This window comes from Paraglaciecola psychrophila 170 (assembly GCF_000347635.1).
GTDB classification, from domain to species: Bacteria; Pseudomonadota; Gammaproteobacteria; order Enterobacterales; family Alteromonadaceae; genus Paraglaciecola; species Paraglaciecola psychrophila.
This window is the reverse complement of sequence record NC_020514.1, coordinates 2,243,231-2,268,693: the sequence shown is the minus strand read 5'-3', so window position 1 is coordinate 2,268,693 and position 25,463 is coordinate 2,243,231. Positions and strand designations below refer to the sequence as shown.

Sequence of the window (25,463 nt, the reverse complement as noted above, 5' to 3'; positions counted from 1 at the left end):
ATTAAGCTCCTAGCGTGTCAGCGCATTGATGGAGCTTTTTTATTGATTTAAATTATTTTGCTACCCAAATCCTTGCTTCTAATGTTTGAGCATATGCCTCCATAAACCCAACCTGCTTAATCATTCTCACCTGCTCCAAATCATCCAAGGTTCTAAATATTTCATTGCCATGGATAAATGAATTAAGCGCATTGGTTTTTGTACAAAGTTCTTTGTGTTCAATCTTCATTCTTTCTATGCGTTCACTCATGCAATCTATCCCCTTATTAAATTGTTTCAGTGCTATTCCAGCTTTGAAGTGAAGCCACAACAGCTAAATGGATTTTTGTTTTCTTGAACATCTATCAATCCCCTTAGTTAAATTAGTGCAGACCTCTCAGCCTGCTTGGTTGGAGTGACGAGTTGTTTCACCAACTAGGCAGGATCGACCTACTACGCGCTACCTCGTTATTCGTAATAAAATCATTGCGGTTTTAAAGTCCTACAATTGACTTGTTTAATTGTTGTCATGGCGATTTGTAACCAAGGCAGTCTCTCTGCTTGCACCCAAAAAGCCTGCGACTAGGCAAGCTTTAAGGATATGTAGAACTAAGTTTCTATTTGTGAGTTGGTTAACTTCGCCAACCCACCTCATTAACGATAACCAGCTGATCGCTTTGGGAGTCCACCAGCAAAAATTGTTCGGTGATACTTCGTTCTAGTTTGATTACTTCGCTACGGTTAACCTGAAACGCTTCGTTGTAAGCCGCTGTGAGCTCAAAACTATTAACGTTGTCAGATTGCACACCTAGATCGACTGGGGCTTGTGATAGCTCGTATTGAGCCTCAACAGTTGCAGTGTTTACAGATGCGTTAGCGAAGGCAGAAAATGCAATAGCGACTAAGGCTGCTAGCACAAATTTAGCTTTAAACATATTTACTTCCTTATGGTTGGGTTAATGAAAAAATAAATTTTTTTCACCCAAAAACCGCACTTAAGCGGCTAAGGGGTGGACGGCTCCACATGCTTGGAAACTAGGATTAAACAAGCATTTATTCAATCGTCATGAATGTAACTACTAAAACGCTTACTATTGCAGTAAGTAAAAATATGTTTCGCTCTACAAATTCAGTGATGTGTTGATATAAAAATTTAGGGCATTTAGACAAACCACGTTTAGCCCAGGTAAAAAACCCGTTGTCTTGTAAATGCCTGTTGTGATCAACTTTGGTGTGAACAGGCCAGCCAATGGGCCAATTTTTTTGATTCCTCATGCTCTTGCCTCGTTAGTTACTGTTAAATTCATGTCACTTAAGTGAGCGTTATCGAGAGTTTTAATCTGTTCTATCTTGTCGATTACTGCATAAAACTTATCTAATGAACGCTTAAGGTTCTTAGGTGGGTATGAGGGGCGATTTGAACCGTCTAATGTGGAAACCCATTCAGTGAGTGATTGGCGGGTGCCTTCTCCAAATTTTGGTATTAGAGATAGAATTAGAGATACCCATACAGCACGATGCTGTTTACATATTTTAAGCGCTTCGACGGTATTATTGACTGCACTTAGCTTAGTTACTGAGCGTGTGAAATTAGGCTGGTCAATACCGTATAAATTAAAGATCCAATCGGTGTCATAACCGTTGACAAAGTGAGCCGTGAGCGCATCACAGGTGTTTTCTGATAGCTTGGGTAGAAGTGTTAGCAATATAGCTATACGCGCTGCGCTTTCTCCACCAGCAACCATGGGGAGGTTCATGCTGCGTCCGGTGTGTTGCTTTCGTCGTTCGCGGCGTGTGGTGATGGAAAAACATCTTCAAAGCAGGCTTTTAAGCCAAGGTCGTTAAACTTTTTTACTATATAATGTGCATATTTAATGGTTGGCGATCTTTCACCAGATTCATACATAGATATTCTTGAATGCCCACACTTTAAAACCTTGGATAAATCCACTGTCTTTAAGCCTAAGCCTTCTTTGAGTTCTTTGATTCGATTCACTTTAATTAATGCCCTTACACGTTTTGTATCTCAAATATAAACAATACGTGACAGATTAACAAGGCTAATATTAAGTAAATTTATTCATACAGCGATTAAAGCTTGCCCATTTATCTTAATTTAAAGTCACAAAGCGTGTACACGAATCGGTTTTAGCGCTATATTCACACTATTATTATTTATAATTGGAGCTTATACATGAGTGTTTACGGGATTAGGATTAAAGAATTAAGGGAAGAAGCGGGGCTTGATATTAAAAAGTTAGCTTTCAGATGTAAGTTTACTCGCAGTAGGCTGGCTAATTACGAGGTTGGAATTAGAAAGCCTGGGGCAGATGAAATATTAATTATTGCGGGTGCATTACAGCCATTTTTAGGCCGCAACTTAGAGGTGTATATTGTCTCGGGCGTACGTGTTGAAACGCTAATTCGTGAATATAAGCAATCATCTTTTACAGTGCCTGACGCAGTGCGCGAGTTTCAATCGTTGATTTCTGATGCTGTTGATTATGGGCGCATCCAACTAGAACCATCACTCAAAGTTGCAGACTTAGTTGAAAGCTATGCTAAGTCTTGCGGATCTTATCTTGGGTCGAATGGTGATCAAAAAACTGGATGACATTACTCTGCCCGCTTTCCTTACCCCTATCTTTTAATTCTTCTCTGTAAGACAGCGCTAACTCCTTCACTGTCTTGCGTTGCTGATCAAAAGTAACGCTTCTATCAAGTATTGCGGAAACAATCGTTTCAAGTCGCTCAGTGTCGCTTGTTGCACCTTTCTTTTGTACGGCCTTAACCATGTATGCTCTCAATGTGAACGCTGCAAAAGGAACTAAAACCCCCAATATTACCACTAATATTATTTTATCCATCGTGTCGCGCCCCTTATTAGTGGGCTTGTTAGTTTGAATTTTCTCAAATACAGCCCGACTTCTCCATTCGTCAAATACTTTGACGCCACATACATAACAATAACTATCGTGCAAATTGAGTTAATTGCGGGTATGCCATTAGTATAAAGAGGCCCAAGAACGTTCGTTTCAAGGATTAACCTGTCAATATATCTCAACACCTGAAGTATTGCAGCGATGAAAAAAGATATTAATATGATAGTGCTTGATTTATCTCTAACCAGATTTTTTGCGTTGCAATATAAAGTGCAAACCACGATATGAATTAAGTAAGTAGAAGAAAATCCCAAATACCAGGCTGCCCGAATAAATCCTACATCACCCCCGTTAACACCCATCTTATGAAGTTTATATTCAATAGTTAAATGTCCAATACTAAGTAACATCGTGATAAAAACTATGACTTCAAAAGCAGTTCTCTTTTGCTTAAGCGCTAAAATAAGAAGTAAAGCGGCGAAATTAATCGCCGTCAATACTTCTCCAATACTAGTTAATAAATTACCCATTTAAACCCATTAAGGCTCGTTTCCGTTACCTCCCGTACCCAAAGAAAACATTGAGCACACAACAGGGTAATACTCGCAAAACGTCACCTTCTCCTTTGTTTTTGCTTTTGATATTTTTGGCTCGTTACCGTTACCGCCCGTAGCCAATACAGTTGATGCAAACAATCCAGCTAGCACCCCGACAAACAACTTCTTCTTAGATAGATTTACTTTTTTCATGGTCTTTCCTCTGGTTGATAACACTGTTTAAATTTACAGTGTACATTCAACAAAGGATTAATCCCATCCAAATAAGATAGCATCCGCTTAAATTATTGTCACGCTTTGTGTTGACAATAGTTGCGATCCTGCTAATCTATAGTCACGATACGGACTTAAAGTTATTTCATTTTGTTTTAACTATATGCTCCAACTGTTTTATTTCTACGTCTTGCCGGATGCGAAATACTACACTGGTATATATTTTATACAAGTCAATCAGTATCACATTAGCGACATTAGACGAAAGTATAAGTGAAAATTTATTACCGAGGATCAAAAAATGTTTCATTCAAAAGCAGCACTAGAACTTATTTCAAGTCAAACAAATGCCACCAAATCAAAAGTTGACCTGGCTGTTGAGCGTTTCTTTATGTTTGGGCTAACCTTCGTTGAAGGGGTTTGTATAAACCATGCAGAAGTAGCTGCCAAAGTTGGGCCCCAGTTAAGCGAGGTCAGTATTTTGCTGCAGCGAGGCGAAACAGAAGAGGCCACACGGTTAAATTACGAGCTATTAACTCAATCGGTTAAAAGTTTAATTATTGAAGCGCTAGCCAGTGCTAAAGCCGCTTAACTACTAGTAAGGAATGATGATGACCAAACCAATAAAAGTAGCGGGTATTTTCAGAGTTGATGGTGTAACGCTTATTCTCTGTAAAAAGATAGTCACCAAAAAGCTGGAAATCTGGTTACCAAAAGGCGGCAATCTTACACCAGAAATTTATGAGGCTAAGTTTAATCAAGAAGTTTCAGCGTTACTTGAAGGTATGAAGCCAAAGGCTATATCTAAGGAATTCGACACCCCAGAAAGTGCCCGTAAATATATCGAGATATTAAAACGCTCAACTCCTGCGCTTGAATATAGAGATTTAAGAATAATGATCAATGTTGCATCAATGGATAAATCCGGCGGTATCAAGCGCAACAAAAAAACATTTAAGCCGACAATGACTTGGAAACCTTACGACCCTGATTTCGACTACTCGCAGATTATTAACGCGCTTGGTGATGAAACGGTCCAGAACTATTTAAAAGCAGCTTAAACCGCCCCCTTTCGAGGGCACACCACCCGCTCTAGATGTTTGGCGACTAAGAGCGGATAACATAAATAGGATATGACGATGAATACATTAAATCAAGTTTCAAAGGTTACCGATCATCAAGATGTGGTTTGTGATGCTCTTATTGATCAAATCAAATCAGCACAATCGCAAATCATTATGCACCGCGATCACTTAGCGCATGTTGAAACCCTGTCAGACACAATTGTAATCACTGTAAGCGTTGAAGCGTTTACCGATCCAATTCCTAAAATATTTGGCAGGACCCCGCTTGGCTTAAAAAAAGCCCTAGGCTACATTAATCAATATGTCACTCTTTCGCCAATTGGATCATCGTCCACACATGGAAGTGTTTTTTTTAGGAGTGATGGGATGAATACGAAAGGCAAGGTGATCAAGAAAGTAATACAGTTGATACCTCGAAAAGATTTATCAATCTCTGATGTGGCATTAATAGAGATGATGTATGCCGCTAATATTTTTATCGGTATTGAAATGTTAGTTATCCAATCTGAAGAAGCTGGTCTTTCATGTAAGGCGGCGCCATGAAAACCAACAAAGTAAAACCCACCAGCTTATCGACTAATCAAAGTGCGCTTTATGATGCGATAACATCATCACATCACTCTTTAAGATTCATTTGCAACCATTGCGGATACGGCACTTCATCTGTAAGAAATTGGATCGGGGGTGTTTATGAACCCAAGAAACTTGCATTTGAAAACATTATACAATCAATCAAGGCGCTTGAAAGCCAACCACCCATTTCAATTAACTGGAAAGTTAAAAAAGCTGAATTGGCAGAACTAAAAGAAAAAGGCTTTGATAACTTTGAAATAGCTAAAATTTTTAAATCATCTGTTATGTCTATAAAACATGCAGTAGCAAGACACTTAAAGGATGCCGCCTAATGTCTAAACCAATCACCATGCTTGACCTTTGCAAGGCACACCCTGAAAAAGCAGCAGAACGAATAGATGCGCTTATTAAGCGTAATGCAGTGCTAGAGAAAGAGCGTGACGAGTTAAGAGTGATAGTTTCATACTTAGACGCAAAAATAACAAGTGCATCAGGTTACCATGAACGAGCCATACCTTTTTTGCTGGTTGAAGCCCTAGAAAGAACACATCTCGATTTTCACAGAGAAGCACTAAGGGGTCAACTATGAGTGGCGCATCAGAAGTGGCCGCACTTGCAGTTCAAAACATTGATACGTTGATTGCCGAAATGCTAGAAGGCGATTACCCAGATAATGCGGTTTCGCTTGGACGTGTTTTACTCGAGGGCAAAGAAATTCAAATCCAATTAAAAGTAACTAGCGTGCACGCTGATTTTTATGATTCGGATGAAGAAGATTTGGAGTATGAATTATGATCATAGACGATATAGGCACCATCGATAAGAAATACGATGTGATTTACGCTGATCCCGCTTGGTCCTATACAGACAAGTGTAATAGCGGTAAACGTGGCGCTGGTTTTAAATACCCTTGCATGAACCTGTCAGACTTAATGCAACTGCCCGTTAAGCGCCTTGCTGCAGATAACTGCTTTTTGTTCATGTGGCATGTTGGCCCAATGCCTTTAGAGGCTCTAAAGCTTGTTGAGGCTTGGGGCTTTACCTTCAAAAACATGAAGGCGTTTACCTGGGTTAAGAAAACTAAAAACGGTCTTGATCATTTCGGAATGGGTAATTACACCCGCGCAAATTCAGAAGACTGTTTAATAGCTGTGAAGGGTCGACCCAAGCGAGTCGACGCATCTGTCCGTCAAATAGTTAAAGCCGCTAAACGTGCACATAGCCAAAAGCCTGATGAAGTCAGGGACCGGATAGTAAAGCTGGCCGGTGATGATAAAAATTTCATTGAGTTATTTGCCAGGCATGAACACAAATTGTGGGATTGCTGGGGTAATGAAATTGAAAGCGTTCAACTTAATGAGGTGGCGTGATGAGTGAATTAAAAATAGAGAAAAGTTATAACCCTAAAATTGGTTTTGATTTTTTTTACTCTGATCCAGATGGTGATGGATTTGTTTATTTTAAGTCAGAACAAGAACGTGATAAGGCGGCAAATGATGCTATATCTGATTACTTACAAGACGGATGGGCGAATGAAGTTGAGAATGTCATAGTCGGCAAAATAACGGGTGTAACGGCGAAAGTTGATGTAACTATAAGACCAACACAATTAGACGAGGACAATTGCGACGAAGAAGGGGTTTATTGGGATCCAGACTGGGATTACACCTGCAACTATGAAATAAAGCCGGTCGGGTTTGTATGCCCTACTGATATACCGCCTAAGGTAGGTGTGTGATGAAAACATACAAGCCAAATGAGTACGCCGTTGAAGTTTGGTTCGGAAAAGTGACAGACAAAACCATTCGCAATTGGATCAAAGCGGGTAAAATGCCATCTAATACAAAAGTTGAAAAAACACCCGGTGGTCAATACTTGATCCATGTTAATGATGCGCCAAAATCTAACAGTCAAACACTGCTAGATATGATGAAAGCTAAGGCCGCTTAAATGGCACCAAGACGTAAAAAATTAACCAACGAAGATATGCCAACGGGTTTATCACCCGTTCGCCTTCGTGGCGTTGAGCGGCTCAGATATCGATACCCAAGTGGTAAAGATTTTTGGTTTCCAATTGGCACAAATCGAGTTGATGCAAAAGAAGCGGCCAAGCTATTTAACGCTGAATATCGCAACCCAATGATCGACATGTTAGAACGAGGCGATAAATACAACCGGACTCTTAAGTATTGGTTACCTAAAGTTATTAACCGAGTAAAAAAAGACGAATCATTGAGCAATGAAGTTCTAACAACTTTCTTGAATGATTGCGAACGACTGTTAGAACAGCAAGGCGACACTTACACCAAATCAATTACGCTTGAAAATGTAAACGACTTTTTAATTGAATACACAGCAGGTAAGAGCGCCGAAGTTTACAACAGAAAAATATCATTTTTGAAGAAAGTATTTTCATACCTTGTTGATATGTCAGCCATGGCCTACAACTATGCGAATGATAAAAAAGCCAAAAAGCTTGAAGCTAAGAAGCGAACTCGATTAAAACTAGCTGAATTTCAATTGATTTATGATGCTGCACCAGGCTTTCTAAAAGTAGCAATGGCATTGGCCATGCAAACAACACATGCAACGCTTGAAATTAGTCGGTTAAAATATCGTGACTGCAGGTTTTTAGACGTGCCAGAAGTTTTGGACGGTGTTTTGGTTTATGGATTTTTGCGTATACATAGGCAAAAGGTTCAAACCAAAGAATCGTCGCGGGTAGAGATCCCCATTACTGAAGCGCTTAAACAGATAGTTGCTAATAGTCGTGACAAACTTTTAAGCCCTTATATAGTCCATAGGCTTTCAAGGTACCCAAAGCTAGTGGGCGAAGGTTGCGACCACCCAACACAAGTAAGTAGTAAATATATTAGCCGCCAATTTAGCAAGGTTCGTGACTCTGTAGGAGCATATTCTAGCCTTGGAAAAGACGAACGCCCGACGTTTCATGAAATACGCGCATTATCAATTCATTTATATACCGAAGCAGGACTTGATCCACAATCGAGGGCTGCTCATGCGGATGCAAAATCAACAAAGATTTATCAAGAAAATCATATTGAATGGGTTAGAGTTCCAGCGGGAGAAATCAAAATATAATGTAGCTCTGATGAGATAGTCAGGATATTAACTCGAACGACCGTTCTGAGCGATTTGCGGTCGTTGGATATTTTCCCTATTTAGGTTAACGTAGTTTTTAGTTGGAAGGCTAATATCAATCAGATATAAAATTGAAAATAAAGGGAAGTAATAATGGACTGGAAAGATTATGAAAAAGAAATACATGATTACTTCTCTAAAACTTACCCCAATGCTTCTATTACATATGATGCGAAAATAACTGGTCGCTATTCCAAAATAGAACGTCAGATTGACGTATTGATCGAAGATGATGTAGCAGGTTTCGCCAGTAGAGTAGTAGTCGATGCTAAATATTTTTCAAAACCTATTGATATAAAGTGTGTTGAGTCTTTTATATCAATGCTCCAAGATCTAGATGCAAATCAAGGTTTGATGGTAACTCAAAAAGGTTATTCCAAAGCCGCGATCAATCGCGCTTATTATGGTACTGAAAAGTTAGAACTTGATGTTCTAAATTTTGACGAATTTTTGCTACATCAAAATTTGGCAGCAATTCCCTATTCGGAAAATAATTCGTTATTTATATCTTCTCCTTTTGGTTGGGTTGTTGATAATTCAAAACAAGATGGTTTTACATGTTGTTTGTATCAAAGAGGTCTTGATCTTAAAAAAGCACAAAAACAAAATGAATGGATGTACTTTAATATATTTAAAAAAACCAAAATGTATCATCTATTAGTGAATTAGTAGAAAAACAAAATAGTCGAATGGAGGAAATATACACAAATCTTTCCATAAGTAATCATAGGTCTCCTGACAGGAAAGATAAGCTTGAAACATATATTCGTTTGGCTCAATTTGATGAACTTACTGGAAAAGAGATTACCGGATTTATCGATTGCATCGAGTTTATAGCATTTTTTGTCCTATTTACATCTGAGCAGGTACAAAACAAAAATATTAGAAAACTTAATCACCTTCTGCAATATTCATTTCCAGATAAAATAACATTTGAAAACACTAAAATTATTGAACAATTAGAGTCAGAAATTATAAATATAACAAATCCATTAGAGCTTGCTGCTGCGTATAATCAGCTGGCAAAGTGGTATTCAGAAATGAAAGAATTTAGCGACGAAATGCGTTACCGAAAGCTATGTTGGGAAACGCGACCTGAATATTATGAAAATATTACTCCTCTTATTCAGGGGGAACTTAATTTGAATCGCTTAGAGTCAGCCATTGACTATTCGGTTGCATTTTTTCAACTAGATACAAATAATCCAACAATAATGCAGGATTTACTTTCTGTTTATGAGCATGAGAAGTATTGGCCATTATTTGAGAAACTCATTATTAAACTACAACTAAACTATGCCGACGAAGATGAGATTCTAGGTAATATTTTATTTCATTATTCGATTTACCTTAATGATTCCAATCAAAAAACAAAATCACTGGAGCAATTAAAAATAGCTCGTGTCTTATTCAATAAAGTTGATAGCTCACATCAAGCTATTAAGCAAATAGACATTATTATTAATCAGGAAACTAGCAACTAAATCATTCCAAATTTTAGATACCGTATGTCTACTATTTGGCACAGGCTGTGTAAAAAGTCGACTTTTTGAGAGTCAGTGGATAACTACAGCTTTAAAGCGGGCATTACGCCGTGTTCATGGGTAACCGAATCACCGCGAAGGTTGTCCCGTGGAAGCCGCGCTTTTTGCGGCTGTAACTAAATTGAACACTTTGTTAGAAGGCTTATTCATATATTTGAGCAAAATTAACCTTCTTTAAATGCGGGATAACTCTAGGTTCAATTGCTGCCCGTTCTTCAAGTGCCCAAACTATGAGCTTTTCACAAAGGCTCAAACACTCTCGATTATATGACTCGTTAAATGGAGCCAGTGGATCATTCTTAATAGGGACAATAAAATCTTTAGATATATCAATTGCTACAACTGGATCAAGATTAATGAACTCAGCATCAGAGTGAGCTATTAATTTATTTCTTAATAGTAGAATATAATTATGAAGCTTCTGCTCTTTCCTAGTTAAAGATTTAATAATATTTTTTGTTAGCCTAGGAATATTTCCAACTTGAGAATTTCCGCCAGAATTGAAAGGGCGTGAATATGAAACAAGCATTGAACTATACAAAGCAGCCTCTAAAGTTTCATTTTCCGGGATATAAGTATCTCCAAACTCAACAAGCCTTTTAGCACATCTTTCCGCGTGTTTGAAATCGGAATATGAGAGAAGAACACGATAATAGTACTGAAAAGTATTTTTTAACTCTGGATCTTTAATTTCCTCCATTACTTATTACCCTTCTAACGCCCTTTAAGTGGAAAATTATAATTGGCTAAAATGTGTAGCGAAGCGGAACCAGCCAACTGTAATTTGTCCCGCTTTAACAGCTTATGTGTTTGTTATTTATTATTGAAATATGCGTCTTTTGCTTTGGCTGAAATAGAGTACTTTATTAACGATCCATTTCTATCTCTATTAATAAGCCCTAACGTCTCATCTAATTTTTTAGCTCTTGATGCTATTAGATAAGAAGAAATATCGAGCTCTTCAGATAAGTCTTTAGCAAGCATTGTAGAATTATTACTGTTAAGTTCATGCAATAAACCTAATTCAATAGCGGGTAGTAATTTACTTTTGTCAATTCTCTCTAATTCATCTTTAATTTCTTCTGAAACAGATTTAACATTAACATGGCATTGGCACTCTACGCATCGCATTTTATTAAATTCTAAAAATTGTAGTTGTTCGTAAGGGTATGACTTCTTACACTTTGGGTTTACACATAAAATATGTTTTGATTTCCTAAGGAAATCTTCAAAAATGCTATCAAAATTAAACGGCCTTGCTATATAGTAGGTCCTATAATCTCTACCCGGTGGTTTTCCCCACCTCATGTTTTCTAGAAGAGTTAAACCATAATTAAGGCAGTAAATAGACACTTTCTTTCCGTCCCTGTCGCTCATTTCTGAATACTTAGACACAAAAAAGTTAAGCTCTAGTGTGCGAACAAATTTTTCTAAATTGGGCGAAAAGTTAAAATGGCTCGTAAATGGGTTCTTCTTATCTGATTGATATACCGCACTTGTTAACTCATCAGTTGTTATTTGTTTTCGTATACTTTTTTGCTGCGAAATGAAAACTTGCAATAACTCTTTTTGTTGTAGCTCTGATACTTTTTCATCAAATGACAATAAACTGTGAGTTGTAAGTTCGAAAAAGGAAGATATTACTTTTTCATAGTATTTAATAGCCGCAGAGTCGATAGCAGCTTTATTTATTTTTTTACCTATAGATATATGTGTTTGATGACAATAATAAAGAATATTACCAATGATACGTGGCACGTTCATCGATGTTTTAAATAGTAATTCCATATAATCATCGATATTAGAGTTACTTGTGACGTCAAAAAAATCTTCGAGTGAATTTGTGCTGTAATATTTGATTCTTTTGTTCACTAGCCTTTTAGTAAAGTCTAGTGATAAGGACTCCATCGTACTTTTATCATAATTTGAATATAGGTTATAAAAATCAAGATCAATTATATCTACCTTGCCTTTATCTATATCACCGAAATGAATCCTGTTTGGATAAGCTGCAATTTTAAAACAAATAAATTCTCCCCAGTTATTTAAAGGAGCAAGAACGACATCAACAAAGTTTTTAAGTGTTTTTTCATCAACTTCAGAGAAATCATCCAGGAATATGACTAGTTTTTTACTTTTAGAATATTTAATATTTTTTGTATTTCATCCATCACATCCTTGATTTGAAATACTTTCAATAACGCACCTGAAAATTGTTTTTCCCAAGACTCTAGTTGCTTAGTTTTATCCGAAGATGTCTTCGAGTATCCATCTTTTACACCAACCTTAGGTCCTTTAAGATCAAGGCTGAAGTTTGCCTCTCCAGAATTTTTATAGCTTTTAGCACTTTCAACTTCATGTGCACCCGAGATGGAATTGACATACTCATTTATTACTGGAAGTTCGATAGATTTGAGGTGTTCATTATTTTCTATTTTTTATAAAGCTCAGAAATCCCATCCTTAACTCTATTTGTTTTACTTAAACCAAGTAAGTTGGCAAATTTGATAAGGTAAGGTTTAGCCTTGATGTCCATTTCATCAACAATTGCTTTTAGTACATTCTGTATGAATGAGCGTTCAATTAAGTATTTTTCCAAAGCTTCATTTGGAATCCTGCCTTTTAAGTAATCTAAGTTTTGATAGTCACTTTTTGTACTTTCAAAAACAGTTTTAGTATCAATGTAACAAGGTATGTAATCGTCCTTCTTTCGATATTCACTTTCTAAACGTAAGATTATGGTCGATTTACCAGTTCCTTTTCTACCTACCAAAAATGTAGTGTTATCAGATAAAACCATTTTATAAACTTGATTCTCAGGCAACAAGTCAGTGTAAAGCGTGTCAATGAGTGAGCGTTCTTGAGAATCTTTTATATCAGCACGTTTAAATCGTTTTAATGAATCTGCTACTTTATAGAATTCATCCCTGTTCTTTTCTGTCAACATCGTTTTAAAGACTCCTGATACAATTTGCTAGACGACTAAAACACTCAACACTTATTATCGAGCATGTCGAATATGTAACTTCTCGATTTGATTTTTATTTCCGTCACTTTCAGTGATTACCTTTTGATTTTATAAAATATTTTTCACTATCATGCCATCAAAACCACTAAGAATTGCAAAAACAAAAGAAGCCTGACTTTAACGCGACTTTTTATGCTTCCTATTAAATACTATGCATAAAATATTTTCCATAATTAAATGAATGACTTAGCGTTTTTTAGAAAAAGAAAGCGAGACCAGTCAAAATTACATAATAGGAAACGAAACAGGCATTATTTACTAAATCTCATTATACCTGAGCTTATATATAGTTGATTTAGAGTCCGCTTTATGGAAAATTACTGCGATTACAAAATCAGTGGCGAATGACGGCAATTGGCACCTAAGAGACTATCGACTAAATTGCCTATTATCCGAAACGGTGGTTCTTTTGAGCTTGAATTAGAATGATGCTGCATTGATGTTTTTGTCAACTATAGAATTAAGTTATCAGCCGTTTGGTATTGCCAAACGTGCGCTTTACCAAAGGAAATCGACGAGCTTAAACCTAGTAAACACAGCATGAAATGGTTGGTCGATCTTAGTCGATAGCCCGTAACCTTATACAGTGGTTTGAAAAACGTAAGCTATTGATTCCAATAGGTTTGCGTTTCCCGCATTTGGCGCAATTTCGGCACCCTAAAAAGTGTCTAAATAGCCGCCAAGACCACGTGATTAAAGGGTTTATGTTAATTTCAGTCCGCTTTCTTGACATGGTAGGGGTCGGTGGTTCGAGTCCACTCGGTTGTACCAATTCTAAGGGCCTACGCGCCAACCCCCTAAAAACCGTACCCTATCCGTAACCTAATGCAGTTGTCGAAAAACTATCAATCTATGACGTATGAAGAGTTAAGATTAAGTTAAATAATTTGTATAATCGAGCGTTGCCTATTTTAGGATCTCTCTGAATAGCTCTTGACCTAATCTATTAGTCCACATAGGTTTTGATTTGGTACTGTCAAGTTACCGGGATCGGATGAATTGAATGGTAGTTTAACTACCTATGCCAAATTTTGGACATAACTCGCCCTGTTCCATTCAATAAACGATTTGTCACGGATAAATCTATAATTATTCGCTTTCATTAAATGGCGACCAAGCCTAAACAGATTATTAACCACTCCATGACAGGAGAGAAATCGTTGAGCCTGACCTTGGGATTTAAATTTCCTCATCTGCCTTTCCTGTTGTCGACTAGGTTGATGAGATAATTCATATCGGTTGTTTTCGTAGTGCTGGGTGGAGTGTTCTACACCGGGTATCAGCTCTTTCGCATGTTTATCCTTACGTTTTTGAACGAGAATATCGATTTCATCGCCATCTTGATCTACTGCCCGCCAAAGATAATGCAGAACACCGTTGATCTTGATAAATACCTCATCAAGATACCAAGTATCACCTAATCGTCCACGGTTCTTCCTGATTTTACTGCAGTACCTTTGCCCGAATTTATAACACCAATTTCTGACAGTTTCGTAACTGACATTAATGCCCCTTGCTGCCAGTAACTCTTCGATGTCACTGAAGCTAAGTGTAAATCTATGATAAAGCCACACAGCGTGACTGATTATTTGGGGTGGATAGCGATATCCGGGATAAATATTGGTATTTTGCATGCTCAGATTATCTTATTTTTCTGATTCAGCTTATTAACTTGACAGTACCACACGCCCTAGTCTCACAATAGCTTCACACTACCAGTTTAGCTTTGTAATATGTCACGTTTGTATTGTTTTGGAGTTTGTCCAAAGTGCTTTTTAAATACGGCATATAAATATTGAATTGAGGGGTAACCGCATGAATTGGCAATTTCTGCTAATTCGGAATCGGTCTCGGCTAACATTTTACAGGCTCTATTTAGCTTTTCATTATGGATTTCAGTATGAATGCTGTGACCGCATTCTTGTACAAATCGTTGTTCCAAATTTGAGCGAGATATTCCAACATAATTAATCACTTGCTCTACTTTAATTCCACGACAAGCATGTTGGCGAACGTAGTGCATAGCTTGGATCACATAAGTATCTTGTAGTGCTTTAAAATCAGTCGATTGACGCTGAATTATCCCCATTGGCGGTACAAGGACTCTAGGCGCTGGTGTTGATTTTTGGTCAGGTGACTTTTTTGTTATTTGCCGATTAAGTTGTCGATGTAACAATTTTGCAGCTTGAAAGCCCATATCAAAACAACCTTGGCTGACTGAACTTAAACTCACCCGACTTAAGTTACGAGCAATATCGTCATCATCTATGCCCACAATTGAAACTTGATCGGGCACCAATCGACTGTTCTTATCACAGGCCTGCAGTAAATGTCTAGCCCTAGCATCGGTGACAGCGATGACACCAATAGGTAAAGGCAAACTTTCAATCCAGTCAGCAAGTCTATTCATACTATGCTGCCAAGTATCAGGCTGAGTTTTATAACCACGATACACAGAACAACTAAAACCGTCTTTTTCACACAAATTAACAATGGCTCTTTCACGCTCTAGGGCCCAGCGATGTTCTTTATCTGGTGGCAAACCATAAAAAGCGAAGCGTTGCAGGCCTTTTTTCTTAAGGTGTTGATAAGCACAATTGACCACAGCTTGATTGTCGGTGGCGACATAGGGTACATCTGGGTAATCGGCTGCGCATTGATATGACCCTCCCACCCCAATCACTGGAATATCTAAGTCAGTTAGTGCCGCTTGCATATGCGGATCATCAAAATCCGCAATGATCCCATCCACTTCCCAATTATCTAAATTGTTTAGGCGAGCCAAGCAGTCTTCTTCAAGGTATACATCCCAATCGACTTTTGTAGATTGTAAATAGTGACCTATACCTTCTATTACTTGACGGTCGTAAACCTTATTAGCATTAAACAACAAACTAATACTATATTGCCTGTTTTCTTGGCCACTCAGTCTGCTGTATTTCACTGCTTGATGCCTCTGCCGCTTGGCTAAAAATTCGTCTTAAGCATAACTAAAAACAGATTAATAATAAAACAAATTACGGAATTTAATTATGTAATTTCGTAATTGTGTGTTTTTGCACTCTCAGCCACTATGCTATCAACAAAATTAACGTGGATATTGTGATGTATTTAGGTATTGATTTAGGCACGTCAGGGATTAAAGTCATTATTACCAATCCCGAAGGACAGATCGTTGATTCACAATCGGCTGAGCTAATGGTATCTCGACCACAAGCATTATGGTCTGAACAAAACCCAGCCGACTGGTGGACAGCCTTTTGTAAGGTAATGGATGATTTGTCCAGTCGCCCATACTTATCTCAAGTCAAGGCAATAGGTTTGTCGGGGCAAATGCACGGCGCCACCTTACTTGACAAAAATGGTGAGGTTATCCGACCAGCGATACTCTGGAACGATGGCCGTAGCGCGAAAGAATGTGAAGAGCTTGAACAAGCAGTGCAGAATAGCCGAGAAACGACTGGCAATATAATGATGCCGGGATTTACCGCACCCAAATTACTCTGGGCTAAACATCATGAAGCCGAGAACTTCGCACGGATCGCCAAAGTACTGTTACCCAAAGACTACCTAAGGTGGTTATTGACTGGCGACTTCGCTACGGATATGTCTGACGCAGCCGGCACACTTTGGCTGAATACAAAAAAACGAATATGGGATATAGAAATGCTGGCTGCATGTGGTTTAAATTTAGCGCATATGCCGCAGCTTTTTGAAGGTAATCAAATCACAGGTGTGTTGCAATCAGACATAGCTAGCCGTTGGGGATTATCGACGGTACCTGTGATAGCAGGTGCTGGGGATAATGCTGCCGGAGCAATAGGTGTAGGCCTAGTTGAGCCCGGTCAAGGCATGATCTCTCTTGGCACATCAGGTGTTTACTTCGTCGTAACCGATCATTTCAGCCAACAAGCTGAATTGGCAGTTCACAGTTTTTGCCATGCGTTACCTGAGCGCTGGCACTTAATGTCAGTAATGTTAAGTGCTGCTAGCTGCTTAGATTGGTTTGCCAAACAGGTAGTAGAAGAGGATATCGGGCGATTACTTGAACAACTTGAAAATAACCCAGTTGATCAGAAAACCGCCCCTTACTACTTGCCCTATTTAAGTGGCGAGCGCACACCTCACAATGATCCCTTAGCCCAGGGCGCTTTCATTGGTTTAACCCACGACACAGGCAAACTCGACATGTTACATGCGGTGCTTGAAGGCGTGTGTTTTGCCTTTGCTGACGGTGTAGATGCATTACATCAGTCAGGTACCAAAGCAACTGAAATCACTGTTATTGGTGGCGGTGCACAAAGTGCCTATTGGCGACAGCTGATGGCAGATGTATTAAAGACAAAAATCACCTTTAGACATGGAGGCGAAGTTGGCCCTGCCCTTGGCGCTGCGCGCCTCGCTCATTTAGCCATGCAACCCGAATTATCAATTGAACAGATTTGCCCGCAACCAGAAGCGCTGCAAATTCATACCCCTAACACTGCAACTCAAAAAATTTTTGAGCAACGTCTTGCTGTTTATAGAAAGACCTATTCTCAATTACGCACTATTTTTAACAAGGAAATTTTATGACCACTTATTTTGATTCCATACCCAGTATTCAATTTGAAGGCACTGAGTCTGTCAACCCTCTAGCTTTTCATCATTACGACGCCAGCCAAGTTGTGCTTGGCAAAACTATGGCTGAACATCTTCGTTTTGCCGCCTGTTACTGGCACAACTTTTGTTGGGACGGAGCAGATGTATTTGGTCAAGGCACCTTTGGCAGACCATGGCTGAAACCTGGCGATCCTATGCAAAGGGCTAAACAAAAGGCGGATGTTGCCTTTGAATTTTTTAGCAAACTCAATATCCCCTACTACTGCTTCCACGATATCGATGTGTCCCCTGAAGGTGACAGTATTAACGATTACGTTAACAACTTTTCGGCGATGGTCGATGTACTCGAACAAAAACAATCTGAAACCGGTTTAAAACTGCTTTGGGGAACAGCTAACTTATTCAGTAACCCAAGATACGCAGCAGGTGGCGCGTCTAACCCAAATCCAGATGTATTTAGTTATGGTGCAACCCAAGTGTGCCATGCGATGAATGCCACCAAACGATTGGGCGGTGAAAACTACGTATTATGGGGTGGACGTGAAGGTTATGAAAGCCTACTCAACACCGACCTACGTCAAGAGCGCGAGCAGCTAGGTCGCTTCTTTACTATGGTTGCTGAGCATAAACACAAGATTGGTTTTAAAGGTGCATTATTAATTGAGCCAAAACCTCAAGAGCCGACTAAGCACCAATACGACTACGACACCGCCACCGTTTATGGATTTCTGAAACAGTTTGGATTAGAGCAAGAATTCAAAGTGAATATTGAAGCTAACCACGCTACCTTAGCAGGCCACTCATTTCATCATGAGATTGCTACAGCTATATCCTTAGGCCTATTCGGTAGTATCGACGCTAACCGCGGTGATGCACAAAATGGCTGGGATACTGATCAATTTCCTACTGAAGTCGAAGAGCTTAGTTTAGTCATGTATGAAATTCTTAAGTCGGGTGGTTTTACCACTGGTGGTTTGAACTTTGATTGTAAATTACGCCGTCAAAGTAGTGATCCAGCAGATTTATTCCACGGACACATTGGTGGCATGGATCACATGGCTTTAGCCCTTAAAAAGGCAGCAGCAATATTAGAAAATGATTTCATTGCAGACAAAATATCACAACGTTATGAGGGATGGGGTCAAAAATTCGGCCAGTCTATTTTAAGCGGTCAGCAAAGCCTTGAAACCCTTACTAGTCATACAGTGAGTAATAATTTGCAACCCAAACATGTTAGTGGCCAACAAGAGTTAATGGAAAACAAAGTTAATCGCATTTTATACGGTTAAGCTCTAACACCAGTAAGTCTTTGGTCCCAAAAAACGCCTGATGTAATACATCAGGCGTTTTTTAGTCGTTTCAATAAAGCAAAGCGTTTCTGTTTTTACTGTACGAGCATATTAAAGTTTGAAACTGAGAATTAATGTTTGAAACACGCACTGCCACGTCACCAGCTTTTGATCGGGTTGGTGCCATTACTAGTCATTGGATTGACTATCCATTATCATCTAATTTGGATCTGCCCCGAATGGCACTAGCTTAAGAAAATAATTCTTTAATGACAGTAAGTTAAAGTAAAATGTAATACTAAAAAAGGAAAAAAACGTTGTAGAATATTTTCACCACAAAAACAACCACAAAAGTACTCCGCCTTCATGTCCATTATCTTCCATATTCATCTTTCCCAACTGAAGAAGATCCATCATTTAGCCAATAATACTCATGCAGTAGATTTTTTAGCCTCACTCTCTCACGATGAGCTAACCTTAACGATTGAAAACAACCTACCCAATAACTATCGTGAGCGGATTTATACGCCGACTAAAACACTGTTTATGTTACTCGCACAAACCTTAAATGAAGATAGATCGTGCAGTAAAGCCGTAAACGACATACTCATTCAGGCGCACTTCGTGGACAACACCAGTGCAAACACAGCCGTCTACTGTAAAGCCCAAAAAAGGTTATCGCCGTCTCTATTAACCCAACTGGTTAACAAGACAGGTGAGTTAATTCATAGAACAGTACCCCAAAAGTGGCGTTGGTTTGGGCGCAGCGTTAGCCTCATTGACGATGCCCGACACAAAAAGTAGTCAAACAGTCTTCCCTCAACAAGGCGCACAAAAGGCAGGGTTGGGCTTTCCAATATGCAGGCTGCTTGCCGTCAGTTGTCTGCATACTGGTGTTATTCTAAATGCCGCAGTGGGGCCGTTTAAAGGTAAAGGCTCTGATGAGCAGAGCTTATTGCGTCAGGTATTAGATACCTTTCAAAAAGGCAGCATAGTCGTCGGAGATGCTTTCTTTGGTGCCTACTTTTTATGGGTTGAAATGATAAAAAGAGGCGTTGATGTATTCTTTGAACAACATGGCTCGTGTAAACGCATAACGGACTTTGGTAAAGGCATGGCTTTAGGTAAAAAAGACCACTTAATCGATATTCCAAAATCAAAAATAAAACCGGGTTGGATGACACAAAAAGCATATAAAAACGCACCAGACAACATCATTAATTGTTAAATATGCTTCAACGAAAAGCGGTAAGTATAGTGTCTATGTGAATGGTGTTCATACAACAAATTTTAATTTTGTATCAAATGGGACCTGGTATGGTTCATACGTTGAAACGCAAGCAGTAGATATTGATATACCCGCTGGTGCTACACTAACACTTCAAAGAGATGACGATAATAAAGGTCTTAATATAGATTATATTGTGCTTTCCTGACAATAATTTAAGCTTAAAAAATTAAATAGACACTGGTGTGTCGTTATAAAAAGGGTACATTGCCGCATTAACTATAGCTGCAGGTACCCTTTTTAATGACCGCTAGATGGTCTATTTTTTTGTGTGGCTAATTTCACATGCTGTTTTCTAACTAATTTTAGGAAAGCTTACTGTTTCGTATGTTAGATGTGCTTTGCCGAACGGATACCTATTAAATTAGGCTGTCAAAGGTAGCTTCTCGACAATCGAATCGGTAAATAAGGTACTTGATGTTACTTCAAATAGAAACTCTGCTTTCACAGAAAAAGAACTTCTTCAGCAATATAGTGAAGGGTTAAAATTACCCAGTTTTTTCGCTGTAGGTCATCCTTTTGTTGGCAACTCTTTACTAAAACCTGAGTTAAGTAAAACTATGATGTCACCTTAAATCATCATTTACTCAATAAGAAACTAACAACTATTGCAAGTGTTTATAAGAATACTTTTACTGATTTAATCCATTTTGATCCTATCGCTTTTATTAATGTTAACCGTTCAAAAGTTGAAGCTAGAGCAGCTGAATTATCTTTTGCCTATCACCCTACCGATAAACTCAACATCTCAGGGCACGTTACTTATAATAAAATGGATACTTTTGAACCTAAAATTAAATTACGTCGTCGACCAAAATTAAAAGCAGGAATATCATTAGGTCATCAAATATGAAGAAGCTGTTGGATTTAGTAATATGGGGAAAAATTTCACAGTGAGTATTTCTAAAGACTTCTAACACTATCACTTAATATAAAAAGCCTATTTTCAACAAGAAAATAGCCTTCGTAGTGACTAATACTATGCAAATAATGGTTGTTTAGCTAAGTTTACGCGCTTTACTAAACCTTTCACGACTCTTAAGCGTTTGATTTCGAGCCGCTTCAACCGCTTCAATTTCTGTAGCTTCTAAAATACCATCTATTACGCGCAGTAGATGTGCACGCATCAAATTACGAGCAGCTTGAGCATCATGGGCTTTTAACGCTTCGTAGACTTTTCGATGTTCGTCAACACAAGGTTTTACTCCACTATTTCGTACTTTTTCATACATACGTTTAGTTAAGGGAGATCGTTCGCGCTCATCCCAAAGTTCTTCGATAACAGAAGTAATAGCGCTATTATTGGTTGCCTGTGCAATGATCATATGGAATTTTTTATCTGCAGCTTCGTGCGTATCCATATCATTATTATTTTCGCACGCCATTTCATCTAAACTTTCAGCGAGCGATACTAACTCCTCATCAGTGATCATTGTTGCAGCAAGTGCTGCAGCTTCACCTTCAATTAATACTCGTGCTTCGGTTAATTCAAATGGACCAACATCTTTATCAGAAAACCGGATTTTATCCTTACTATTTTCAATAACATAAACACCAGAGCCCATACGAACTTCTATAATACACTCTAATTCGAGAGCGATAACCGCTTCCCGGATTGTTGGCCGACTGACTTTAAACATTGCCGCAAGTTCTCGCTCAGCGGGTAAACGCATACCAACGGTATATTCACCAGATTCAATTAAAGTAACCAATTTCCCAGCTATTTGTTGATAAAGCCGTGGTTCCCTACCTGATGATAACTTCATAAGTTTTCCTTTCAACATTGATTTTTCAAACGACTAAACTAATTGAGTTAAATGAGTTGAAGTTTCTATCAAATCTAATTAATCAGTCAGTAATTCAGTAATTTTAAATTATATAGACATCGAGTGCAATTGGAATGACCAGTTTGATAATGAGAAGAGAGAATAATAATTATATTGTATATGTTCAAAGTTTTATCAATGCTGCTATTCATCAAGTATGTAGCTAATTTATTTCCTTATTTATATGAACACATGGCTAAATATTACCTAATTTATATAAAGCTTTTCTTTAATCTCAACTTGAACATCTTAAGTACGAATGTTACTGCCCGAAACTGGACAGGCTAATTTACCAATACCCCACAAAGTGGCCTATCCAGTTGATTAATATCCCACAATGTGGACTGTCCAGTTGGATTATTCTTAGGGGAGCCTCTAATAATTTAAGCATAAAATGACTATGCTTAAATTATTTTCCTTGCCTAAAGCCATTTTAATTCCCACTGAAATCCTGCACTTTGATTGGTAACAGGTATAGATAGATAAAAGCGTTTATTTTCCCCTAAGGCTGAACAAAGATTTCATTTATTGACCTTCTAAAATACCTGTTAGTAGATTGAGGGTTATCATAAATTAGCCTTTAATGCTTTAATGACACCGCGTATTTCAGCTAAGCCTTTTAAGCGACCAATACAAGAATACCCTGGATTACCTTGTTTATTAAGGTCGTCTAATATTTGGTGACCATGATCGGGGCGAATAAATATTTCACCATTACCTTCTGCTCCATTGCGCAATTTTTCTTCCGCCAATAAAGCTGAAATTACGCTCACCATATCGACATCACTTTCTAGATGTTCGGCTTCATAAAAAGAACGTTGCTCATCTTCATCTCTACTCACTCCTCTTAAATGAGCAAAATGAATACGTGAGCCATACCGCTTAGCCATGGCTGGTAAATCATTATCTGGGCGACTACCATAAGTTCCCACACATAAGGTGATGCCATTAGCTGGGCTTGGTAGCGAAGTAAAAAGGATATCTAGGTCTTCTGAGGTACAAATAATACGTGGTAAACCTAACATGTCTCTTGGTGGGTCATCAGGATGTATTGCTAATTTAACCCCAAATTGTTCCGCTATTGGTAATACTTGTGACAAGAAGGAAAATAAATTTTTTCTTAAAACATCTTTGTTAATATCTTTATAGTTTGCCAGCATATCCCGAAAGTTATCTATGGTGTATGCATCAGTCATCTTACCCGGTAAACCAGCAATAATATTTTGTGTTAACAGTGTTTTATCTTCATCCGACATGGCTTCGAATGTTAATTTTGCGTCTGCTAACTCTTTTACTGAATAATCGTCTTCAGCGTTACTACGTTGTAAGATGAACAAATCAAATGCTGCAAACTTTTGCTGATCAAACCTTAGGGCGTAACCACCATTAGGAAGCTGATATTTTAAATCTGTGCGCGTCCAATCAATAACGGGCATAAAATTATAACAAACTGTTTTTATACCACATTTCGCTAAGTTTTCCATTGATGTTATCCAATTATCAACATAGCGTTGATGGTTATCACGACCCATTTTTATATCTTCATGAACAGGTATGCTTTCCACAACTGACCACACTAAAGATGAATGAGGTTTGTTATCTTGTTCAATTAATTTCTTATGAGTACTAATTTTGTCTAAAGGCCAAATTTCACCCGTAGGTACAGAGTGTAAAGCACTAACAATATCTGTCGCTCCAGTTTGTCTGATGTCCTCAATTGTTACAGGATCATTAGGACCAAACCATCTCCAAGCTTCACGCATTATTTAATCTCCATTTTTTATTTTTGCCTTCATTCTAGGCATTATAATTTATAAGCTTTCTTTGCCAGTGTGTACGCTAACTCAACAGCAAGTTCTTCTGCTTCGTCAAGCTCTAAGCGATGATCACACACTAATTCAGCAAGCCAGTTACAATCCATTCTTCTGGCTACGTCATGACGAGCCGGAATAGATAAAAAAGCACGAGTATCATCATTAAAACCAACGGTATTATAAAAACCCGCAGTTTCGGTTGTTTGTTGACGAAATCGACGCATCCCCTCAGGGCTATCATGAAACCACCAAGGAGGTCCTAAACGTAAACAAGGGTAATGTCCTGCTAAAGGCGCTAGCTCACGGCTATAAGCTGTTTCATCTAAGGTAAATAAAATGAGCGTGAGTTCAGGGTTAGTGCCATATTTATCAAGCAACGGTTTAAGCTGTTCAACGAAACTCGTTTGAAGAGGGATATCAGCGCCTTTATCGCGACCAAACTGCTTAAAAACACCTTGATTATGATTGCGATAAACGCCTGGGTGTATTTGCATCACTAAACCATCTTCTATACTCATGGCTGCCATTTCTGTCAACATATGAGCACGAAAAAGTTCAGCTTGTTCTGGTGATGCTTTACCTGAAATAACAATGGCATATAAAGCTTCTATTTCAGCTTTTACTAGATAAGCCGTTTGAGCAGTTGGGTGACCATGATCTGTTGACGTTACGCCGGCTGCTTTAAAATAAGTCCGTCTTTTTCGATGGGCTGATAAGTAACCAGAAAATGTTGAAGTATCTTCATCGGTTATTTCACCAAAATGTTTAACAGCACTAACAAAGCCTTCATACTCAGGATCCACAACAGGATCGGGCCGATACCCAGAAATGACTCGACCATTCCAGTCACTGTCATTAATAGCTTTATGCTCAGCAAGATCATTTAGAGGTGACTCAGTGGTAGAAAGGCATTCTATTTTAAAGCGGTCAAACAAGGCGCGTGGCTTAAAAGCATCGGTTGCTAGCGCCGCATTAATTGTATCGTAATAATGATCGGCCGTTTCTTCTGACAACACAACTTCAAAGTTAAACACTTCAAAGAACACCGTGTCGAGCCACATTCTCGATGGAGTACCGCGGTAGAGATAATAATTTTTGGCTAATATATGCCAAATTTTTCTGCTATCAGTTTCAACCTCGGTATTCTCTGTAGTTGAAATACCCAAATCTTCTAATGCGATGCCCTGACTATACAACATACGAAATACATAATGATCAGGCTTGATTAGCAACTCAGTAGCATTTTCAAACGCGGTATTTTGTGAAAACCATGATGGGTCTGTATGACCATGAGGACTAATAATCGGTAAGTCTTTGACCTTTTGATACAAAACCCGAGCAACATTTCGGATATTTTCATCGGATGAAAACAATCTATCAGGATGTAATACTAATTTTTTTATCATGAACCCAGAATTCCCACTGACCAATATATATTACTAAAGATAAAATTTAACTTTTATCAATTTTTTAATCTCTGCATTAAGTAGATCTAACATAACAGATAAAATATTGGTAAGTCCAAAATAAATCACTTAAATCACACAACTAATGGCTAAAAAAATATCAATACCTAAGAAAACAATACAATTTAACCGTTTATTTTCAACTATATATATTA

At 38.3% G+C, this 25,463-nt stretch carries 32 protein-coding genes; 17 read left to right on the top strand and 15 right to left on the bottom strand.

Annotated elements, in window-relative coordinates; all coding sequences use genetic code 11:
• Positions 1-52: 52 nt before the first annotated feature.
• From C427_RS09825 to C427_RS09805, 5 genes are all read right to left on the bottom strand, one after another.
• Complete coding sequence (locus C427_RS09825) at positions 53-250, bottom strand: crAss001_48 related protein (RefSeq protein ID WP_007636525.1); 198 nt, start codon at positions 248-250, stop codon at positions 53-55.
• Between the two features lie 361 nt (positions 251-611).
• The gene (locus C427_RS09820; RefSeq protein WP_007636527.1) at positions 612-914 is read right to left on the bottom strand and encodes a hypothetical protein; all 303 of its coding nucleotides are present in this window, start codon (positions 912-914) and stop codon (positions 612-614) included.
• Between the two features lie 118 nt (positions 915-1,032).
• A complete protein-coding gene (locus C427_RS09815) occupies positions 1,033-1,254 on the bottom strand; it encodes a hypothetical protein (protein ID WP_007636529.1) in 222 nt (73 codons plus the stop codon).
• Positions 1,251-1,736: an adhesin biosynthesis transcription regulatory family protein gene (locus C427_RS09810; protein ID WP_226991091.1), complete on the bottom strand. Its 486-nt coding sequence runs from the start codon at positions 1,734-1,736 to the stop codon at positions 1,251-1,253. Before C427_RS09810 ends, C427_RS09815 begins: the two co-directional genes overlap by 4 nt.
• Complete coding sequence (locus tag C427_RS09805) at positions 1,733-1,975, bottom strand: helix-turn-helix domain-containing protein (RefSeq protein WP_007636534.1); 243 nt, start codon at positions 1,973-1,975, stop codon at positions 1,733-1,735. Before C427_RS09805 ends, C427_RS09810 begins: the two co-directional genes overlap by 4 nt.
• A 198-nt stretch (positions 1,976-2,173) precedes the next feature.
• Here C427_RS09805 and C427_RS09800 point away from each other — a divergent pair, with 198 nt between their 5' ends.
• Positions 2,174-2,593 (top strand): helix-turn-helix domain-containing protein, encoded by a 420-nt coding sequence (locus tag C427_RS09800; RefSeq protein WP_007636536.1) that lies wholly within the window; start codon positions 2,174-2,176, stop codon positions 2,591-2,593.
• Positions 2,594-2,833: 240 nt separating this feature from the next.
• Here C427_RS09800 and C427_RS09790 read toward each other — a convergent pair whose 3' ends face one another.
• Positions 2,834-3,391 (bottom strand): hypothetical protein, encoded by a 558-nt coding sequence (locus C427_RS09790; protein ID WP_034898897.1) that lies wholly within the window; start codon positions 3,389-3,391, stop codon positions 2,834-2,836.
• Between the two features lie 9 nt (positions 3,392-3,400).
• Positions 3,401-3,610: a hypothetical protein gene (locus C427_RS09785; protein ID WP_007636537.1), complete on the bottom strand. Its 210-nt coding sequence runs from the start codon at positions 3,608-3,610 to the stop codon at positions 3,401-3,403.
• Between the two features lie 322 nt (positions 3,611-3,932).
• Here C427_RS09785 and C427_RS09780 point away from each other — a divergent pair, with 322 nt between their 5' ends.
• From C427_RS09780 to C427_RS09725, 12 genes are all read left to right on the top strand, one after another.
• Entirely contained in the window at positions 3,933-4,223 is a 291-nt protein-coding gene (locus C427_RS09780; protein ID WP_007636539.1) for a hypothetical protein, read from the top strand.
• A 13-nt stretch (positions 4,224-4,236) separates the two neighbouring features.
• Entirely contained in the window at positions 4,237-4,692 is a 456-nt protein-coding gene (locus C427_RS09775) for a hypothetical protein (protein WP_236613754.1), read from the top strand.
• Between the two features lie 78 nt (positions 4,693-4,770).
• Positions 4,771-5,259: a hypothetical protein gene (locus C427_RS09770; RefSeq protein ID WP_007636549.1), complete on the top strand. Its 489-nt coding sequence runs from the start codon at positions 4,771-4,773 to the stop codon at positions 5,257-5,259.
• Positions 5,256-5,621, top strand: a complete 366-nt coding sequence (locus C427_RS09765; RefSeq protein WP_007636551.1) for a hypothetical protein — start codon at positions 5,256-5,258, stop codon at positions 5,619-5,621. The genes C427_RS09770 and C427_RS09765 overlap by 4 nt, the downstream gene beginning before the upstream one ends.
• Complete coding sequence (locus C427_RS09760) at positions 5,621-5,878, top strand: hypothetical protein (RefSeq protein ID WP_007636553.1); 258 nt, start codon at positions 5,621-5,623, stop codon at positions 5,876-5,878. The genes C427_RS09765 and C427_RS09760 overlap by 1 nt, the downstream gene beginning before the upstream one ends.
• Positions 5,875-6,084 carry a hypothetical protein gene (locus C427_RS09755; protein ID WP_007636555.1) on the top strand — a complete coding sequence of 70 codons (210 nt, stop codon included), beginning with the start codon at positions 5,875-5,877 and terminating at the stop codon, positions 6,082-6,084. The genes C427_RS09760 and C427_RS09755 overlap by 4 nt, the downstream gene beginning before the upstream one ends.
• Entirely contained in the window at positions 6,081-6,659 is a 579-nt protein-coding gene (locus C427_RS09750; RefSeq protein WP_007636557.1) for an MT-A70 family methyltransferase, read from the top strand. The genes C427_RS09755 and C427_RS09750 overlap by 4 nt, the downstream gene beginning before the upstream one ends.
• Positions 6,659-7,027 (top strand): hypothetical protein, encoded by a 369-nt coding sequence (locus C427_RS09745; protein ID WP_007636559.1) that lies wholly within the window; start codon positions 6,659-6,661, stop codon positions 7,025-7,027. The genes C427_RS09750 and C427_RS09745 overlap by 1 nt, the downstream gene beginning before the upstream one ends.
• Positions 7,027-7,239, top strand: a complete 213-nt coding sequence (locus C427_RS09740; protein WP_007636561.1) for a MerR family transcriptional regulator — start codon at positions 7,027-7,029, stop codon at positions 7,237-7,239. The genes C427_RS09745 and C427_RS09740 overlap by 1 nt, the downstream gene beginning before the upstream one ends.
• The gene (locus C427_RS09735) at positions 7,240-8,391 is read left to right on the top strand and encodes a site-specific integrase (protein WP_007636563.1); all 1,152 of its coding nucleotides are present in this window, start codon (positions 7,240-7,242) and stop codon (positions 8,389-8,391) included.
• A 153-nt stretch (positions 8,392-8,544) separates the two neighbouring features.
• A complete protein-coding gene (locus tag C427_RS09730; protein ID WP_015430768.1) occupies positions 8,545-9,120 on the top strand; it encodes a restriction endonuclease in 576 nt (191 codons plus the stop codon).
• A gap of 20 nt (positions 9,121-9,140) precedes the next feature.
• Positions 9,141-9,935: a hypothetical protein gene (locus C427_RS09725; protein ID WP_148285906.1), complete on the top strand. Its 795-nt coding sequence runs from the start codon at positions 9,141-9,143 to the stop codon at positions 9,933-9,935.
• Positions 9,936-10,137: 202 nt separating this feature from the next.
• On the opposite strand, the gene C427_RS09720 is transcribed toward C427_RS09725, so the two are convergent.
• The 5 genes from C427_RS09720 to C427_RS09700 form a co-directional block, all read right to left on the bottom strand.
• Positions 10,138-10,695, bottom strand: a complete 558-nt coding sequence (locus C427_RS09720) for a hypothetical protein (protein WP_007636568.1) — start codon at positions 10,693-10,695, stop codon at positions 10,138-10,140.
• 113 nt (positions 10,696-10,808) lie between these two features.
• Positions 10,809-11,867, bottom strand: coding sequence for a MarR family transcriptional regulator (locus C427_RS26755; protein WP_201765516.1), 1,059 nt, complete (start codon positions 11,865-11,867; stop codon positions 10,809-10,811).
• Between the two features lie 559 nt (positions 11,868-12,426).
• Entirely contained in the window at positions 12,427-12,942 is a 516-nt protein-coding gene (locus C427_RS26750; protein ID WP_015430765.1) for a hypothetical protein, read from the bottom strand.
• A 1,100-nt stretch (positions 12,943-14,042) separates the two neighbouring features.
• The gene (locus C427_RS09705) at positions 14,043-14,657 is read right to left on the bottom strand and encodes a DDE-type integrase/transposase/recombinase (protein WP_007636572.1); all 615 of its coding nucleotides are present in this window, start codon (positions 14,655-14,657) and stop codon (positions 14,043-14,045) included.
• An 86-nt stretch (positions 14,658-14,743) separates the two neighbouring features.
• Positions 14,744-15,967 carry a XylR family transcriptional regulator gene (locus C427_RS09700; RefSeq protein ID WP_007636574.1) on the bottom strand — a complete coding sequence of 408 codons (1,224 nt, stop codon included), beginning with the start codon at positions 15,965-15,967 and terminating at the stop codon, positions 14,744-14,746.
• Positions 15,968-16,128: 161 nt separating this feature from the next.
• On the opposite strand from C427_RS09700, the gene xylB reads away from it, so the two are divergent.
• The 4 genes from xylB to C427_RS24085 all read left to right on the top strand — a co-directional run bounded on the left by xylB (position 16,129) and on the right by C427_RS24085 (position 20,142).
• Positions 16,129-17,598 carry a xylulokinase gene (gene xylB / locus C427_RS09695; protein WP_007636575.1) on the top strand — a complete coding sequence of 490 codons (1,470 nt, stop codon included), beginning with the start codon at positions 16,129-16,131 and terminating at the stop codon, positions 17,596-17,598.
• A complete protein-coding gene (gene xylA, locus C427_RS09690) occupies positions 17,595-18,914 on the top strand; it encodes a xylose isomerase (RefSeq protein WP_007636576.1) in 1,320 nt (439 codons plus the stop codon). Before xylB ends, xylA begins: the two co-directional genes overlap by 4 nt.
• Positions 18,915-19,280: 366 nt before the next feature.
• Positions 19,281-19,718: a hypothetical protein gene (locus C427_RS25905; RefSeq protein ID WP_015430764.1), complete on the top strand. Its 438-nt coding sequence runs from the start codon at positions 19,281-19,283 to the stop codon at positions 19,716-19,718.
• On the top strand, positions 19,699-20,142 hold the full coding sequence (locus C427_RS24085) for a hypothetical protein (protein ID WP_015430763.1): 444 nt from the start codon (positions 19,699-19,701) through the stop codon (positions 20,140-20,142). The genes C427_RS25905 and C427_RS24085 overlap by 20 nt, the downstream gene beginning before the upstream one ends.
• Before the next feature lie 1,058 nt (positions 20,143-21,200).
• Here C427_RS24085 and C427_RS09680 read toward each other — a convergent pair.
• The 3 genes from C427_RS09680 to uxaC form a co-directional block, all read right to left on the bottom strand.
• Complete coding sequence (locus C427_RS09680) at positions 21,201-21,968, bottom strand: FadR/GntR family transcriptional regulator (protein WP_007638535.1); 768 nt, start codon at positions 21,966-21,968, stop codon at positions 21,201-21,203.
• Between the two features lie 626 nt (positions 21,969-22,594).
• Entirely contained in the window at positions 22,595-23,791 is a 1,197-nt protein-coding gene (gene uxuA / locus C427_RS09675; protein ID WP_007638534.1) for a mannonate dehydratase, read from the bottom strand.
• Positions 23,792-23,832: 41 nt separating this feature from the next.
• Positions 23,833-25,248, bottom strand: coding sequence for a glucuronate isomerase (gene uxaC, locus C427_RS09670; RefSeq protein ID WP_007638531.1), 1,416 nt, complete (start codon positions 25,246-25,248; stop codon positions 23,833-23,835).
• Between the last annotated feature and the right edge of the window lie 215 nt (positions 25,249-25,463).

Coding starts and splice junctions, on each gene's coding strand:
- C427_RS09825 (WP_007636525.1), bottom strand. CDS start 250: ATGAGTGAACGCATAGAAAGAATGAAGATTGAACACAAAGAACTTTGT.
- C427_RS09820 (WP_007636527.1), bottom strand. CDS start 914: ATGTTTAAAGCTAAATTTGTGCTAGCAGCCTTAGTCGCTATTGCATTT.
- C427_RS09815 (WP_007636529.1), bottom strand. CDS start 1,254: ATGAGGAATCAAAAAAATTGGCCCATTGGCTGGCCTGTTCACACCAAA.
- C427_RS09810 (WP_226991091.1), bottom strand. CDS start 1,736: ATGAACCTCCCCATGGTTGCTGGTGGAGAAAGCGCAGCGCGTATAGCT.
- C427_RS09800 (WP_007636536.1), top strand. CDS start 2,174: ATGAGTGTTTACGGGATTAGGATTAAAGAATTAAGGGAAGAAGCGGGG.
- C427_RS09790 (WP_034898897.1), bottom strand. CDS start 3,391: ATGGGTAATTTATTAACTAGTATTGGAGAAGTATTGACGGCGATTAAT.
- C427_RS09785 (WP_007636537.1), bottom strand. CDS start 3,610: ATGAAAAAAGTAAATCTATCTAAGAAGAAGTTGTTTGTCGGGGTGCTA.
- C427_RS09780 (WP_007636539.1), top strand. CDS start 3,933: ATGTTTCATTCAAAAGCAGCACTAGAACTTATTTCAAGTCAAACAAAT.
- C427_RS09775 (WP_236613754.1), top strand. CDS start 4,237: ATGATGATGACCAAACCAATAAAAGTAGCGGGTATTTTCAGAGTTGAT.
- C427_RS09770 (WP_007636549.1), top strand. CDS start 4,771: ATGAATACATTAAATCAAGTTTCAAAGGTTACCGATCATCAAGATGTG.
- C427_RS09765 (WP_007636551.1), top strand. CDS start 5,256: ATGAAAACCAACAAAGTAAAACCCACCAGCTTATCGACTAATCAAAGT.
- C427_RS09760 (WP_007636553.1), top strand. CDS start 5,621: ATGTCTAAACCAATCACCATGCTTGACCTTTGCAAGGCACACCCTGAA.
- C427_RS09755 (WP_007636555.1), top strand. CDS start 5,875: ATGAGTGGCGCATCAGAAGTGGCCGCACTTGCAGTTCAAAACATTGAT.
- C427_RS09750 (WP_007636557.1), top strand. CDS start 6,081: ATGATCATAGACGATATAGGCACCATCGATAAGAAATACGATGTGATT.
- C427_RS09745 (WP_007636559.1), top strand. CDS start 6,659: ATGAGTGAATTAAAAATAGAGAAAAGTTATAACCCTAAAATTGGTTTT.
- C427_RS09740 (WP_007636561.1), top strand. CDS start 7,027: ATGAAAACATACAAGCCAAATGAGTACGCCGTTGAAGTTTGGTTCGGA.
- C427_RS09735 (WP_007636563.1), top strand. CDS start 7,240: ATGGCACCAAGACGTAAAAAATTAACCAACGAAGATATGCCAACGGGT.
- C427_RS09730 (WP_015430768.1), top strand. CDS start 8,545: ATGGACTGGAAAGATTATGAAAAAGAAATACATGATTACTTCTCTAAA.
- C427_RS09725 (WP_148285906.1), top strand. CDS start 9,141: ATGGAGGAAATATACACAAATCTTTCCATAAGTAATCATAGGTCTCCT.
- C427_RS09720 (WP_007636568.1), bottom strand. CDS start 10,695: ATGGAGGAAATTAAAGATCCAGAGTTAAAAAATACTTTTCAGTACTAT.
- C427_RS26750 (WP_015430765.1), bottom strand. CDS start 12,942: ATGTTGACAGAAAAGAACAGGGATGAATTCTATAAAGTAGCAGATTCA.
- C427_RS09705 (WP_007636572.1), bottom strand. CDS start 14,657: ATGCAAAATACCAATATTTATCCCGGATATCGCTATCCACCCCAAATA.
- xylB (WP_007636575.1), top strand. CDS start 16,129: ATGTATTTAGGTATTGATTTAGGCACGTCAGGGATTAAAGTCATTATT.
- xylA (WP_007636576.1), top strand. CDS start 17,595: ATGACCACTTATTTTGATTCCATACCCAGTATTCAATTTGAAGGCACT.
- C427_RS25905 (WP_015430764.1), top strand. CDS start 19,281: ATGTCCATTATCTTCCATATTCATCTTTCCCAACTGAAGAAGATCCAT.
- C427_RS24085 (WP_015430763.1), top strand. CDS start 19,699: ATGCCCGACACAAAAAGTAGTCAAACAGTCTTCCCTCAACAAGGCGCA.
- C427_RS09680 (WP_007638535.1), bottom strand. CDS start 21,968: ATGAAGTTATCATCAGGTAGGGAACCACGGCTTTATCAACAAATAGCT.
- uxuA (WP_007638534.1), bottom strand. CDS start 23,791: ATGCGTGAAGCTTGGAGATGGTTTGGTCCTAATGATCCTGTAACAATT.
- uxaC (WP_007638531.1), bottom strand. CDS start 25,248: ATGATAAAAAAATTAGTATTACATCCTGATAGATTGTTTTCATCCGAT.